Here is a 14,941-nt window from a genome sequence, read left to right on the forward strand (position 1 = left end):
CCTACGGGACGCGCGCGACGCCACCCGGCGATGACGCGTCGAGCCGATCGCCTCGTATCGACGCCGCGAGGATCTCGATCGGATGCAGCACGGGGACCTTCGCGCCCAGGCTCGCGCAGGCGCCGCCGATCTGCATCGTGCAGCCGGGATTCGCCGTCGCCACGGCGTCCGGCGCCAGCGTCTGGATCTGCTGGCCCTTCCGGCGTCCGAGGTCCTCGGCCGCCCGCGGCTGGACGAGATTGTAGATGCCGGCGCTGCCACAGCAGATCTCGGGTTCCGGCAGCTCGAGCAGCTCGATGCCGGGAATCGACCGCAGCAGATCCCGCGGCTCGGCCCGGATCCCCTGCGCGTGCGCGAGGTGGCAGGCGTCGTGATACGCGACCCTCGCGGCGATCGGATGGCGCGCGGCGCGCGGCGGCCCCAGCTCCCCAACGAGCTCGGAGACGTCGCGCACCTTCGCCGCGAAGGCACGCGCGCGCACGGTCCACGTCGCATCACCCTCGAACAGCTCGCCGTACTCCTTCATCGACGACCCGCAGCCGGCCGCGTTGACGACGATGCGGTCGACGCCGGCTTGCTCGAACGTCTCGATGGTGCGGCGGGCGAACGCGCGCGCCTCCTCGAGCCGTCCCGCGTGGCGCGAGAGCGCACCACAGCATCCCTGCCCCGCTGGCGCGAGAACGGTGCACCCCTCGGCGGAGAGGACGTCGAGCGTCGCGCGATGGACCTGCGGAAACACGACACGCTGCACGCACCCGGTGAGCAACCCGACCGTGAGCCTCGGGCTCCCCGCGGCGGCCGTGCGTTCCGGGATCGCGCCCGTGATGCCGCTCCACGTGACGCTCGGGGCCAGCCGCAGGATCGCCGACACACGTGCCGGCAGCCACCGGATCTGGCCGATCGCCCGCACGAGGCCACCAGCCACAACGAGCGGCGCGAGCAGCAGGCGCATCACGCCGGGATACGGCAGCGTGCGGAACAGCGCGCCTCGAAACAACCGATCTGCCGTGCCGCGCTCGTAGTGCCGCTCGATCTGGGCGCGCGTGCGTTCGATGAGCGGGCCGTACTGCACGCCCGACGGGCAGGCGGTGACGCACGATAGACACCCGAGACACGCGTCGAAGTGTCCGACCATCGTGTTCGACAGCGTCGCGCGCCCGTCGAGCGCGCTCCGCATCAGGTAGACGCGTCCTCGCGGCGAGTCCATCTCCTCGCCCCACAAGACGTAGGTCGGACAGGTCGGCAGGCAGAACCCGCAGTGCACGCACGTGTCGAGCAGCTCGCGCGGAGGCGTGTCGACGCCGTGAAATGCCGGCCGCCCGACCGGCGCGGTCGTCGTTGCCATCAGATGGGCCCTCGCCCGGCATTCAGCACGCCGGCGGGATCGAGCGACTGCTTCAACAGCCGGCTCACCGCCGCGGTGCCGTCCGAGAGACCCCAGACGTCCACGGCACGCCGTACTTCGGCGGACGCGTGCACGAGCACGACGTTGCCGACGACCGCGCGGCGTTCGCGCAGCATGGCGATCGCACTTGGAATGCTGGCCCCCTCGCCGGCCAGCCGCAAAAGGCCCACTCCAAGCGCCGCACGTCCGGTCAAATGCACATCGTCGAATCGCTGGCCGGCCAACTCCTCGAGCAGCGCCAGGACCGCCGCCAGATCGTTCGGCATCCAGCTCAGCTTCACGACGGTCCCGTCATCGCGCCACACCTGCTCCGCGTGCTCTCGCCACCATCGATCGTCGTCGTCGCCGCTGAGCTGGCGCGCGTCCACGGGCGCCCACGCGTCGGCCAGCCGCACGGCGGAAGCGATCTGCGCGTCGACGGGCACCGCCATGCCGGCCATGCGCACGATCAGCCGATGCGTCGCGTGGCCCGCCCTCACTCGCGTCTCGACGTCGAGCGCGACGGGATCGAGCTGGCTCGCGGCAAGCTCGGCGGCTGCGGCCGCGATCGACTCGCGCGTCCCAAACGTCAACAGCAGCGTGGTCGCTGCCGCCGGCACCGGCGACAGCTTGAAGGCGGCGCCGACGATGACGGCGAGGCTGCCGAAGGATCCGGCGACGAGCCGGCCGAGGTCGTACCCGGCGACGTTCTTCACGACGCTGCCGCCAGCCGACGCGATGCGGCCGTCGGCAGTTGCGATCCGGATGCCGATGAGGACGTCGCGCGGCGCCCCGTAGCGATGCCGGAGTGGCCCGCTCTCGTTCGTCGCCACGACGCCGCCGATCGTCGCGGCCTCGCCGCGGGCGTCGAGCGGCAGCCACTGACGATGGCGCGCCAGCTCGGAGTTGAGATCGGCGATCCGCATCCCCGCTTCGACCGCGACCGTCAGATCGCCCGGTTCGTACCTCGTGAGCCTGTTGAGCGCGCGCGTGGAGAGCAGGACGTCCACGCGCTCGGGCGGCCGGCCCCAGGACAACTTCGTGCCGCCGCCGCGGGCCAGGACGGATCGCCGTTCGCGCGCGCACCACGAGAGCACCTCGCCGACCGCTTCGGCGGTGGCCGGCTCGACGACGACCGACGGCCGGATGCCGTCCACCAGATCCGCCGGCGCCGGATCGCGCACGCACGCCGGCCCGACGATCTGCGCGAGATCGATCACGGACGCGGCCGCGGAGCGCATCAGAAGCGCTCCGCCAGGCCGGCGGCTTCGACCGGGTGCTGCTTGTAGGGGCCCGGCACTTCGCCGCACAGCCTCGGCGTCGGCAGGACCTTGCCAGGATTGCAGATGTCCGTCGGGTCGAGCGCGCGCCGCACGTCGCGCATCACCGCGAGATCGATCGCACTGAACATCTTCGGCATCGAGTCACGCTTGTCGCACCCGACGCCGTGTTCGCCGGTGATCGACCCGCCGGCTTCGACGCAGTAGCCGAGGATCTCCGCGGCGACCTCGGCAGCGCGCTGCGACTGGCCCGGAATGCGCTCGTCGTAGCAGATGAGCGGGTGCAGGTTGCCGTCGCCCGCATGGAAGACGTTGCCGATCCTCAGGCCGGAGCGCACCTCCAGGTCGCGGATCCGGCCGAGCACGTGCGGGAGCTTCGTCCGGGGCACGACCCCGTCCTGCACGTAGTAGTTCGGCGAGATGCGGCCCATCGCGGCGAACGCCGCCTTGCGGCCCTTCCAGATGCGGGCGCGCTGCGCTTCGTGCTCCGCCACCTCGACGGCGCTCGCCCCGAGCGATCGGAAGATGCCCAGCACGACGTCGGAGAGCGCCCGTACTTCCGGGGCTGGGCCGTCGAGCTCGACGATCAGCACCGTGTTGGCTTTTGGAAAGTTCGGATGGACGGCCGCTTCGGCCGCCTCGATGGCCAGCGCGTCCATCATCTCGATCGCGCCCGGCACGATGCCGGCCGCGATGATCTCGGACACCGCCTGCCCGCCCGCTTCGATCGTGTCGAACGCCGCGAGGAACGTCTGCACCGCCTCGGGCTTCCGCACGATCCGCACCACGGCTTTCGTCGCGATGCCGAGCGTCCCTTCGGAGCCGACGACGAGCCCGAGCAGATCCGGACCAGGCGCGTCGAGCCGGCGATCGCCGATCGTGACCAGCTCGCCGTCCGGCAGCACGAGCTCGAGCGCGAGCACGTGGTGCACGGTGAAGCCATACTTGAGGCAGTGCGCGCCACCCGAGTTCTCCGCGATGTTCCCGCCGATCGAGCACACCTGCTGGCTCGACGGGTCCGGCGCGTAGTAGTAGCCGTAGGGCGCGACGTGCTTCGAGATCGACAGATTGGTCACGCCAGGCTCGACGGTCACGCGCCGGTTCGGGATGTCGATGTCGAGCACGCGGTTCAAGCGGCTGAGGCCGATGACCACACCGCCCGGCACCGGCAGCGCGCCACCCGACAGCCCGGTGCCGTGGCCGCGTGCGACGAACGGCAGCCCTTCGCGATGACAGAATCGGACGACGGCCTGGACCTCTGCGGCGCTCGACGGCAGCACGACGGCCGCGGGCGAGGCGCGAAGGTGTTCGAGCGCATCGCACTCGTAGGCGAGCAGGGCGGGCGGCGTCGACAGCACCGACCCCGGCGCGCACAGGCGCTCGAGCTCCGCAATCTGACGTGAGTCCAGAGTGGTACCCGTGAGTCCGCGAACTTCAGGGAGTATATCGTGGGCCCGCGCGGCCGGCATCCTGACGGCCGCCGTCGCGCTGCGCGCCGCGCACCTCGGCACCGAGAGCCTCTGGTTCGACGAGGCCTATTCGGTTCGGCTCGCGTCGCGGCCCGTGTCGGCCATCCTTGCCGAACGATGGATCGACATCCATCCACCGCTCTACTACCTGCTCTTGCACGCCTGGGTCGGCGTCGCCGGCACGTCCGAGGTCGCGGTCCGTTCGCTCTCCCTCCTCCTCGACGTCGCCGCCATCGTCGCGGCCTGGCGCGTCGCGTCGCGCCTGCTCGGCCGCGACACCGGCGCGCTCGCAGCCCTGTTGCTGGCGCTATCTCCGTTCCGCGTGGAGTACGCGCAGGAAACCCGGATGTACGCCCTGCTGGGGCTGCTGAGCACCGTGTCGATGGGAGCGCTGCTGTCGCTGATCGCGGCGCCGCGCCGCCGCACTCGAGTCGTGTACGCGGTGTCCACGGCGCTCATGCTCTACACGCACGCGTACGGCGCGTTCGTCGCGGCGGCCCAGCTCGTCGTGCTGGCCGGCGGGCGCCTCGCCGACCGTGCGCGCTTCGATCGCGCGTGGCGGCCCTGGCTCACCGCCGCTGCCGGCGCGGCGCTCCTGTACGCGCCGTGGCTGCCGACGCTGATCGACCAGGCCGGCCGCGTGCAGTCGGCGTTCTGGATCGATCGGCCGGGCTGGCTCGCGATCGCCGAGCCGTTTCGCGCGTACGCCGGGTCCAGCCTGCTGCTCGTGATCTCGGCGGGGCTGTGCGCCGCCGGCGTCTGGTCGCTGGCCCGCCGGCCCCAGCCAGACCGTGCACTGCTCCCCTGGATCCTGCTCGCCTGGATCGGCATGCCGACGATCGTCCCGTTCGTGCTCTCACGGCTCAGCGCACCGATCTTCCTCCCGAAGTACACGATCGCCGCGTCGGTGCCGTTCGCGATGCTGGTGGCCGCGGGCGTCATCGCGGCTCGCCGGCGCGCCTGGCGCGTCGTGCTCATCGGCGCGCTCGTGCTGCCGCTCCTGCCCGTGTATCGCTCGTACTACGGCACGCCGCAGAAGGACGGCTGGCGCCGTGCAGTCGCACGGCTGGAGGCCGACGCACGGCCCGGCGATCTCGTGGTGTTCTACCCGTGGTACAACCAGGTGCCGTACGACTACTATCATCGCCGCGACGATCTCACGCGCGAGCCGCTGATTCCCGACATCCACATCGTCCTCGCCGATCCGCGCGACGTTCCGGAGATCGTCGCGCGCGTCGCCGGCCATCAGCGCCTCTGGTTCGTCGTCCTCCAAGGCACGCCACGGCGCGACGTCATCGTCGAGGAGCTCTCGCGCGTCATGCGTCCAGCGGCGCATACCGTCGCCGAGCACGTGGAACTGTGGCGGTTCGAAGCGTCCGGCGCGCGACTTGGCACTGCCGCTCCCCGGTGATCTTTGTCTATAGTCATCGGATGGAATATCCAATCCTGATCTTCCTGCACGTCGCGGCCGGCATCCTCTGGGCCGGTGGAGCGGTTTCGACGGGGCTCTTCATCGTTCCCGCGCTGATCGAGGCCGGCCCGGCGGCCGGTGCCGTCATGGCCGGCGTGGCGCGACGGAAGTATCCGGCGTTGATGACCGCGCTCGGCATCGTCGCCGTCCTCACCGGCGCCCGACTCTACATGCTGCGGTTCAGCACCGCGTGGCTCGCCTCCCCCGCCGGCATCGTCATCACGCTCGGCGCGATCCTCGGGCTCGGAGGGTTGGCGATCGGCATGTTCGTGCAGAAGCCGTTGGCGCAGCGGCTCGGCCGGATGGCCGCGCAGGCCGCCGCCTCCGATCAGCCGCCATCACCGGCACAGATCGCGGAGATGCAGGCCATGCGCGCCCGGTTCCAGCGCGTCGCGCGTTTGACCGCGTTCCACCTGCTCGGCGCAGCGGTGCTGATGGCCGCGTATCGCCTCGCGGCCGCGATCTGAAGGGCGCCGGCCCGACACCCCGCCGCGTCAGAACAACGTCTGCGCGATGTGGGCGAGCTCGGCGATCCAGGGGCCCGGATAGATCCCGACGGCGACGACGCCGAACGAACAGATGGCGATCGCCACGCCGAGCGCGCGCGGTACTGCAATGGGCTCGGGTCGGACCGGCTCGTCGATGTACATCCGGCTCGCGACCACGAGGTAGTAGTAGAGCGCGACGACGGTGAGGAGCGCGCCGAGGAAGACCAGCCCGTACATCCCGCGATCGACGGCGGCCCAGAACACGTAGAGCTTCGCCCAGAAGCCCGCGACGAAGGGGATCCCGCCGAGCGAGAGCAGGAACAGGAGCATGGCCAGCGCGAGCACCGGCGACCGCTGGGCCAGGCCGCGGTACGCGTCGAGATGATCGGACTGCTCGGCCGTTCCGACGGCCTGCACGACGAAGAACGCGCCCATGTTTCCGAACAGGTACGCGACGAGATAGAAGAGCACCGTCGCGACGCCGGCGCTCGACATCGCGGCAAGGCCGATCAGCATGTAGCCGATGTGGGCGATGCCCGAGTACGCGAGCAGGCGCTTGATGTTCTGCTGGGGAATCGCCATCAAATTGCCGGCCACGATGGTCACGCCCGCCAGCGCGGCCACGACGGGCAGCCACACCAACACCGCGGATCCGACCCCTTCGACGTACAGCCGCAGGATGACGACGAACCCCGCCGCCTTCGGCGCGACCGACAGCCAGGCCACGAACGGCGGCGCGCCGGCCTCGTAGGCGTCCGGCACCCACATGTGGAACGGCACCGTCGCGATCTTGAACCCGAGGCCGGCCAAGACGAGCGCCATGCCGAGGCGCATCAGCGGGCTGCCGTCCTCGAGCGCACGCGGGATGGCGTCGACCGCCGTCGTCCCGGTGACGCCGTACACGAACGAGAAGCCGTACAGCACGATCGCCGACGACACGGTACCGACGACGAAGAACTTCAACGCCGCCTCTGCTGCGACGTCCTCCCGCTTCCGGAAGCCCGTCAGGAAGTACAGCGGAATCGACATCAGCTCGAACGAGACGAACAACAGGATCAGCTCGCGTGACGACGCGAGGACGAGCATGCCGAGAAGTGACGCCAGCAGCGCGAAATGGTACTCAGGCGCGCGGCGCACGAAGGGCCCGCGGTCGAAGGCCATCGACGCGAGCACGCTGACGGCCGACGACGCCAGGAAGAGGCGCTTGATGAACAGCGCGAGCGCGTCCACCACGAACGCGCCGCCGAACGCGGTCTGGCCCGGCTCGATCCAGCACGAGCCGACGAGCAGCGCCGCCAGGCCCGCCACCGTGATCCCTGCCACGGCGCGGCCGGCCCGTACTCCCGCGATGCCCAGAATCAACGCGAGCAGCGCCAGCGCGAGGACCCCGATCTCGAGCCAGAGCGGCGCGAGCCATGCCGATGCCGCGGTCACGGAGCGCCTCCCAGACCGCGAAGCAGCGGGACCGTCGCCGTGTCGATCGGGTCGATCGCGAGGCTGGGCACGACGCCGAACACCACGATGACGACGACGAGGATCCCGAGCGCGACCCACTCGGTGCCCTGCGCATCCGGCAGGTGCTGGAAGTGCGGGTCGGCGCTCTTCGGTCCCCAGAAGATGCGTTTGGTCACGCGCAGCACGTACACCGACGTGAGGAACGCTCCCGCGACGGCGGGAAAGAGCCACCAGCCGTGAGCCGACTGCCAACTGCCGAGGAACGTCAGGAACTCCGCCACGAACCCCGCAGTCGCCGGCAGCCCGAGCGACGACAGGCCGCCGATCGTGAACGCCGTCGCGATCCCCGGCATCATCGTCGCGAACCCGCCCATCTTCAGAATCTCGCGCGAGTGCGCCTTCTCGTAGACGAGCCCGACCAGCGCGAAGAAGAGGGCCGTCATGACGCCGTGGGCGAACATCTGGAACACGGATCCGTTCAGCCCCGACTCGGTGAGCGTCGCCGCCCCGAGCATGACGACGCCCATGTGCGAGACGGACGAATAGGCGATGACGTACTTCAAGTCCGTCTGGGCCATCGCGCTGAGCGCGCCGTAGACGATGTTGACGCAGGCGATGGTGCCGACGAGCCACGCCCAGTCCACGGTGCCCTCCGGCAGCAGGCCCATACCGAGCCGGACGACGCCGTACGCGCCGAGCTTCATGAGGACGCCGGCGTGCAGCATCGACACCGCGGTCGGCGCCGAGGCGTGGCCATCGGGCGACCACGTGTGGAGCGGCCAGATGCCGGCCAGGATGCCGAAGCCGACGTAGAACGCCAGGAACACCCACGACTGGAGCGCCGGATCGAACCGAACCATCCGGAGCGCACCGAACGAGAACGTCGTCGATCCGTTCGCCACGAAGAGCGCCAGGATCCCGACCAGGATGAAGGCAGACCCGAAGAGCAGGTACAGGGTCAGCTTCATCGCGGCGTACTCCTTCGTGCCGACGCCGGTACGTCCGAACGCCCAGCCGAAGAGCCCCTGCGGCCTGACGTGGCCGCTCGATCCCCAGATCCCGATCAGCAGGTACATCGGGAGCACGGCGATCTCGTAGAACAGGAAGAACAGAAAGAGATCGAGCGACACGAACACGCCGAAGACGCCCGTGACGAGCACGAGCAGCAGCGCGTAGAACTCCTGGCCGCGCGCCTTGATCGTCCACGAGGCGAACGCGCCGGCGAACATGATGATGGCCGTGAGCAGCACGAGCAGCAGGCTCATGCCGTCCACCGCCAGTTCATACGAGATGCCGAGCGTCGGAACGAGTGGAAACACCTCGCGGAACTGGAAGCCCGCCACCGTCCGGTCGTAGGCGGCGTACAACCAGAGCGACAGGACGAGCGACACGCCGGTACCGGCGACCGACGTCCAGCGCACGAGCTGCGGCCGATGGCGCGCGGCGAACATGATGACGAGCGCGCTCACGAACGGCGCCCACGTGATGATCGACAGCACCGGCAGCCCGCTCATCGCGCCCACCCGAGCCAGACGATGACGGCGAGCACGCCGAAGGCGACGGCGTACACGTAGTCCTGCACCCGTCCGGTCTGCACGCGGCGCAAGCGGTCGCCGGCCACGAGCACCCAGGCGCTCACCACGTTGAGCAGCCCGTCCACGAGATACCGATCGATCCAGCCAACGACACGCGAGCCACCGAGCAACACGCGCGAGTAGAACGCGATCGCCATGTCGTCGATCCAGAAGCGATGGAGGGCGGCCGTCCGCAGCGGTCCCATCGCGAGGGCAAGGGCCCGAGGCTGGACGAGACGACGCTGATAGGTCGACCATGCCAGCCCGATGCCGCCCAGGGCGAGGCCGATCGCCAGCGGCGTGAGCCACGCCGGCGCCGGCTGCTCTTCGATCGGCGCGTGGTGCCACGTGAAGAACAGGCCGATCGCCAGCGAGAGCAGCGCGAGAACCCAGAGAGGTCCGCCCATGACAGCCGGCGCGTCGTGCGCGCCATGAGACGCGCCGTGCGCATCGGCGCCGTTGTCCACGGCGGCAACCACGGGCGCGCCGCCGAAGAACGTGAGAAACACGACACGGAACATGTAGAAGGCCGTGAGGAACGCCGCGATGGCCAGCAACGCGAACGGCCCCGGCAACCCGCCAGCCCACACGCCGCCGAGAATCTCTTCCTTGGACAGGAACCCGCCGAAGAACGGCACGCCGGCCAGCGACAACGTGCCGATCAGGAAGACGGCCGTCGTCTGTGGCATGCGGCGGCCAAGGCCGCCCATCTGCCGGATGTCATTGGTCCCGACGGCGTGGATCACGGCGCCGGCCGCCAGGAACAGGAGCGCCTTGAAGACGCCGTGCGTCAGCAGGTGGAAGAAGCCGGCGTCGGCGGCGCCGGCGCCGATGGCCGTCATCATGAAGCCGAGCTGCGAGACGGTGGAGTACGCGAGCACGCGCTTGATGTCGTCCTGCGCGCAGGCGAGGATGGCGGCGACGAGCGCCGTTCCGGCGCCGATCCAGCCGACGAGATGCAGAATCTCCGGCGTGAGCGCGAACAGCCAGGCCGTGCGGACCAGCAGGTACACGCCCGCCGTCACCATCGTCGCCGCGTGGATCAACGCGGAGACCGGCGTGGGCCCTTCCATCGCATCCGGCAGCCAGATGTGGAACGGGAACTGAGCCGACTTGCCCGCCGCGCCGAGGTACAGACAGAACGTGATTGCCGACAAGCCTGCGAGCGGGACGAGCCCGGCTCCAGCCAGGCGCTGCAACTCGCCGAGATCGTACGTGCCGGCGTGCTTCCACAGGAGGACGAGACCGATCAGCAGGCCGACGTCGCCGGCCTTGGTGATCCAGAACGCCTTCACCGCCGCACGCGCGGCCTCCGGCTTCTGATACCAGTAGCCGATCAGCAGGTACGAACAGAGGCCGACGAGCTCCCAACAAAGGAACATCTGCAGGAGGTTCGGCGCCAGCACGAGGCCCATCATCGAGAACGCGAACAGCGACTGATAGGCGTAGTAGCGGCCGAGCGAAGCCGGCGGTTCGTGATCGAGATAGCCGAGCGAGTAGACCTGCACGAGCGTCGCGACGAGCGCGACGAGCACGAGCATGATCGAGGACTGGCCGTCGACGAGCACGCCCACCGTCGCGATCGCGCCGTGCGACGACGGCAGCCAGTCCACCGCCAGCCGCCGGGCGTCGTCCGCGTCTCCGGCGAGGCGGACAGCGGACAGCGCCGCGGCGAGCGCGCCCAGGGCGCAGAGCGCCGAGAACAGGCCCGCGGGGCGGCCGAGCCGTCTGAACGGCGCGAGGATCGCGAGCACGAGGAACGCCGCCGCGGGCAGCAGCAGCGCGATCAGCGCGGGGGTCGCCGGGTCGCCCATCATCCCTTGAGCAGGTCGATGTGGTCGGCCAGCACGGTCCGGCGCGTCCGGAACAGCAGGATGACGATCGCCAGGCCGAGCGCCACCTCGGCCACGGTCACGGAGATGGCGAACAGCGTGAAGACCATGCCGTCGGTGTCGCCGTGGAACCGCCCGAACGCCACGAAGTTGATGTTCACCGCGTTGAGCATCAGCTCGATGCCGAGCAGCATGCCGACCGTGTTCCGCCGGGTGATGACGCCGAAGAGCCCGATGGCGAACACGACGGCCGCCAGCACGAGATACGCCGAGAGCGCCACTCAGTCCTCCGGACGCGCGAAGTAGATCGCCCCGACGAGCGACACGAGCAGCAGCACGCCGAGCAGCTCGAACGCGAGCGCGAAGCGCGTCAACACCGCATCGCCAAGCTCGCGCGTGACGTCGCCGGTCAGCGCCGGCGACGCGCCGCCGAACGCGCTCCGCGCGACCACGTTCACGATCAGCAGGCCGAGCGCGACGGAAGCCACCGCGCCGAGACCGATGCGCCGGTTGGTCTGCGACAGGCGCTCCCCCACGAGCCGCTCGGTGACGACGATGGCGAAGACGACGACGGTGACGACGCCGCCGGCGTACAAGAGCAGTTGCACGGCGGCGAGAAACTCCGCGTCGAGCGACAGGAAGATCCCGGCCGTACCGGTGAGGGCGAGCGCCAGCCACAGCACGGAATGGAACAGGTTCTTCGACAACACGACCGCCAGCGCCGAACCCACCAGCACCACGGCAAGGCCGCCGAACACGACCGGCGATCCGATCACGCGCCGCCTCCGTGTTTCGGCGCGCTTTCGCCTTTCTCTTTCTTCGGCGGCGCCTGCATGTCGCGCAGCCGGTTGCCGGTCGCCCACGACGGCAGGAACTGCCTGCCGAGCGCGTGCAGCCGGTCCTTGTCGAGCAGGAGCTCCCGGCGGTCGGCCGTCGCCAGGTCGAACGATCGGGTCATGACGATCGCATCGGTCGGGCAGACCTGAACGCACAGCTCGCAGAACTCGCAGGCGTACAGCTCGAGCGTGAAGGTCTTCGCGTAGTTCCGCTTCTCGCCCTTGAGCATCTCGACCTTGATGACCGCCGGCGGACAGACGTACTCGCAGAGGCGGCAGCCGATGCAGGCCTCCTCGCCGGTGTCCGGTTCGTAGACGAGCGCGAGCAGCCCGCGGTACCGGTCGGGGTAGGGTCGCGGCCGATCCGGGTAGTGCACGGTGACCGGCGCGCGGAACAGGTTCACGAGCGTGACTCGCATCGCGCGCAGCACGGCGAGCAGCACCGACACCGGCGTCTGGTCCGCCCCACGCACCGCCGGGGTGCGGGTCATCGTCCCCTCCCGACCACGTAGGTCGCCGTCGCAACGAGCAGCAGCAGCGTGCCGGGCAAGAGCAGCTTCCACGACACGGCGAGGATCTGATCGACGCGGATCCGGATGAAGCTCCAGCGAATCCAGGTGAGCAGCAGGAAGAGGAGCAGCGCCTTCAGCAGGAACCACGCGGGCCCGAGCCATGCCGGGCCAGGGCCCGCCCAGGCGCCGAAGAACAGCAGCGCGCCGAGAAACGACGTGCCCAGCACGTGCGAGTACTCGCCGAGCTGGATGAGCGCGAACTTCATCCCGGAGTACTCGATGCGGAAGCCGGCGACCAGCTCCGACTCGGCCTCGAGGATGTCGAACGGCACGCGGTTCTCGCCGGCCACGGCGGCGATCACGAATGCCGCGAAGGCGAGCTGTCCGAGCACGGGCACGAACACGAACCAGAGCCCGGCCTGCGCGGCCGCGATGTCGGACATGCGCAGCGACCCGGCGAGCAGCACCGGCACGAGCGCGGCGAAGATGAGCGGCAGGTCGTAGGAGATGATCTGATTCACGGCGCGCATGGCCGAGAGCAGCGCGTACTTGTTGTTCGAGCCCCAGCCGGCCATGAACAGCCCGACGATCTCCATCGACGAAACCGCGAGGAAGAACAGCACGCCGATGTTCAGGTCCGCGACGCCGAGGCCGGGCGCGAACGGGATCGACGCGAAGATGAGCATGCAGGGCACGAGGAAGACGATCGGCGCCAGGTTGAACACGCGGCGATCCGCCGCGCGCGGCACGACGTCCTCCTTCATCATCAGCTTGAGCGCGTCGGCGATCGGCTGCAGCAGGCCGTGCGGGCCGACGCGATACGGGCCGACGCGCGACTGCATCCGCGCCGCGAACTTCCGCTCGAGGAGCGTCACGTACGTCACGACCGCGATGAGCGCGTTCAGCACGATGAAGCCGGCGATGAACGCCACGGCCGCCGGCGGCAGGGCCATCAGCGTCGCGGGCATCTCGGCCATCAGCGGTCCACCTCGCCGAAGACCGGGTCCACCGAGCCGATGATCGCGACGACGTCGGCCACCTTGTGCCCCGGGATGATGTGCGGCAGGACCGAGAGGTTGGAGAACGACGCGCCACGCCACTTCATCCGGTACGGCTTCGGCCCACCGTCGCCGATGAGGTAGCACCCGACCTCACCGCGCGGCCCTTCGGCCCGCGCGTACGCGTCGCCCTTCGGGATGCGAACCTGCGCGACCGACTTCAAGCCGGGCCGCGACGAGATCGGCCCCTCGGGCAGGCCGTCGAGAACCTGCCGGACGATGCGGATCGACTCGCGAAACTCGACCATGCGCACGCGGTAGCGCGCGAAGCAGTCGCCGGCCGTCTCGACCGGCACCGTGAAGGCGAAGTCCTCGTACGAGGAGTAGGGCGCGGCGCGGCGGATGTCGAACGCGACGCCCGAGCCGCGCAGCAGCGGCCCGCTCACGCCCACCGTCCCGGCCACCTCGCGCGAGATCACGCCCACGCCCTCCGTGCGCATGCGGAAGAACGGGTTCTCGCCGAGCATCGCCTCGTACTCGGCCACGCGCGCCTCGATCACGTCCATCGTCTCGCGGCACTGATTCGTCCAGCCGGCGGGCACGTCGTACCGGACGCCGCCGACCTGATGGAAGCCGTACAGCAGGCGGGCCCCGACCAGCGACTCGAACAGGTCCAGCACGAGCTCGCGCTCGCGGATGCAGTACAGGAAGATCGTCGCGCCGCCGCCGAGCGCGCCGCCCATGTCCATGCACCACGTGCCCAGCCACAGGCAGTGCGAGGCGATCCGCTGCAGCTCGGCCACGAGAACCCGGAGGTACTGCGCCCGCTTCGGCACGTCGATCGCGCCGATGCGCTCGGCCGCCATCACGTACGCCAGCTCGCTCGTCATCGCCGCGACGTAGTCCGTCTTCGACGCGATGGTGGGGTACTGCGCGTAGGTCAGCGTCTCGGCGAGCTTCTCGTGGCAGCGGTGCAGGTAACCGAGCACCGACTCGACGGCCACGACGGTCTCGCCTTCGAGCGTGAGCACCGCGCGGAACACGCCGTGCGCCGACGGGTGCTGCGGGCCCATGTTCATCGTGAGCCGCTCGCTCCCCGTGTAGTCGAGCACCCGGACGACGCGGTCGGCCACGGACGCGTCGGGCAGCAACTGGGAAGGCTCGTGGAGGGCCATGGTCAGCGATACGGCGGATGCGGCGTGTCCACCGCGTAGCTCTTCAAGAGAGGATGCCCGACCCAGTCGTCCGGCAGCAGGATCCGCCGGAGATCGGGATGACCGTCGAAACGGATCCCGAACAGGTCGAAGCACTCCCGCTCCATCCAGTCGGCGCCGCGGTAGACCGGCACGATCGATGGACAGACGGCCTCGGCCGCCGGCCCGACGCGCGTGCGCATCATCACCGCGAAGCCGGCGTCGCACGATTCCACGCGGGCGACGACCTCCAGCCCGCCATCCTTCCAGTCGACGGCCGAGAGGAACGAGAAGAAGGCACACCCGAGCGTGTGGCGGGCGAACTCGCCGAACGCGGCCCACCGCTCGACCGGCACGTCGACCTCGAGCGTGGCCGGCGTCGCCGCGGCGACGGTGGGCGACACGCCGACGTGCTGCTGGATGAGCGCCGGCGCCTGATCGAGCGTCAC

At 69.9% G+C, this 14,941-nt stretch carries 14 protein-coding genes; 2 read left to right on the forward strand and 12 right to left on the reverse strand.

The window, feature by feature from the left end:
• Position 1: 1 nt before the first annotated feature.
• Genes IT184_08960 through IT184_08970 form a run of 3 tightly spaced genes read right to left on the reverse strand, consistent with a single transcriptional unit; the run spans position 2 to position 4,133 of the window.
• Complete coding sequence (locus IT184_08960) at positions 2-1,345, reverse strand: 4Fe-4S dicluster domain-containing protein (GenBank protein ID MCC7008931.1); 1,344 nt, start codon at positions 1,343-1,345, stop codon at positions 2-4.
• Positions 1,345-2,625 (reverse strand): FAD-binding oxidoreductase, encoded by a 1,281-nt coding sequence (locus IT184_08965; protein ID MCC7008932.1) that lies wholly within the window; start codon positions 2,623-2,625, stop codon positions 1,345-1,347. The genes IT184_08960 and IT184_08965 overlap by 1 nt, the downstream gene beginning before the upstream one ends.
• Entirely contained in the window at positions 2,625-4,133 is a 1,509-nt protein-coding gene (locus IT184_08970) for an FAD-binding protein (GenBank protein ID MCC7008933.1), read from the reverse strand. Before IT184_08970 ends, IT184_08965 begins: the two co-directional genes overlap by 1 nt.
• On the opposite strand from IT184_08970, the gene IT184_08975 reads away from it, so the two are divergent.
• Entirely contained in the window at positions 4,084-5,544 is a 1,461-nt protein-coding gene (locus tag IT184_08975; GenBank protein ID MCC7008934.1) for a glycosyltransferase family 39 protein, read from the forward strand. The genes IT184_08970 and IT184_08975 overlap by 50 nt on opposite strands.
• Before the next feature lie 20 nt (positions 5,545-5,564).
• A complete protein-coding gene (locus tag IT184_08980; protein ID MCC7008935.1) occupies positions 5,565-6,071 on the forward strand; it encodes a hypothetical protein in 507 nt (168 codons plus the stop codon).
• Between the two features lie 27 nt (positions 6,072-6,098).
• Here IT184_08980 and IT184_08985 read toward each other — a convergent pair whose 3' ends face one another.
• The 9 genes from IT184_08985 to IT184_09025 all read right to left on the reverse strand — a co-directional run bounded on the left by IT184_08985 (position 6,099) and on the right by IT184_09025 (position 14,941).
• A complete protein-coding gene (locus IT184_08985; GenBank protein MCC7008936.1) occupies positions 6,099-7,526 on the reverse strand; it encodes an NADH-quinone oxidoreductase subunit N in 1,428 nt (475 codons plus the stop codon).
• Positions 7,523-9,061, reverse strand: a complete 1,539-nt coding sequence (locus tag IT184_08990) for an NADH-quinone oxidoreductase subunit M (protein MCC7008937.1) — start codon at positions 9,059-9,061, stop codon at positions 7,523-7,525. The genes IT184_08985 and IT184_08990 overlap by 4 nt, the downstream gene beginning before the upstream one ends.
• Positions 9,058-10,938: an NADH-quinone oxidoreductase subunit L gene (nuoL, locus tag IT184_08995; GenBank protein ID MCC7008938.1), complete on the reverse strand. Its 1,881-nt coding sequence runs from the start codon at positions 10,936-10,938 to the stop codon at positions 9,058-9,060. The genes IT184_08990 and nuoL overlap by 4 nt, the downstream gene beginning before the upstream one ends.
• Entirely contained in the window at positions 10,935-11,234 is a 300-nt protein-coding gene (nuoK, locus tag IT184_09000; protein MCC7008939.1) for an NADH-quinone oxidoreductase subunit NuoK, read from the reverse strand. Before nuoK ends, nuoL begins: the two co-directional genes overlap by 4 nt.
• Positions 11,235-11,729 (reverse strand): NADH-quinone oxidoreductase subunit J, encoded by a 495-nt coding sequence (locus IT184_09005; protein ID MCC7008940.1) that lies wholly within the window; start codon positions 11,727-11,729, stop codon positions 11,235-11,237. It lies immediately after the preceding gene.
• Positions 11,726-12,280 carry an NADH-quinone oxidoreductase subunit I gene (locus IT184_09010; GenBank protein ID MCC7008941.1) on the reverse strand — a complete coding sequence of 185 codons (555 nt, stop codon included), beginning with the start codon at positions 12,278-12,280 and terminating at the stop codon, positions 11,726-11,728. The genes IT184_09005 and IT184_09010 overlap by 4 nt, the downstream gene beginning before the upstream one ends.
• Complete coding sequence (gene nuoH / locus IT184_09015) at positions 12,277-13,278, reverse strand: NADH-quinone oxidoreductase subunit NuoH (protein ID MCC7008942.1); 1,002 nt, start codon at positions 13,276-13,278, stop codon at positions 12,277-12,279. Before nuoH ends, IT184_09010 begins: the two co-directional genes overlap by 4 nt.
• A complete protein-coding gene (locus tag IT184_09020) occupies positions 13,278-14,378 on the reverse strand; it encodes an NADH-quinone oxidoreductase subunit D (GenBank protein ID MCC7008943.1) in 1,101 nt (366 codons plus the stop codon). The genes nuoH and IT184_09020 overlap by 1 nt, the downstream gene beginning before the upstream one ends.
• 98 nt (positions 14,379-14,476) lie before the next feature.
• A complete protein-coding gene (locus IT184_09025) occupies positions 14,477-14,941 on the reverse strand; it encodes an NADH-quinone oxidoreductase subunit C (GenBank protein MCC7008944.1) in 465 nt (154 codons plus the stop codon).

Source organism: Acidobacteriota bacterium, assembly GCA_020853395.1.
GTDB lineage: Bacteria > Acidobacteriota > Vicinamibacteria > Vicinamibacterales > SCN-69-37 > JADYYY01.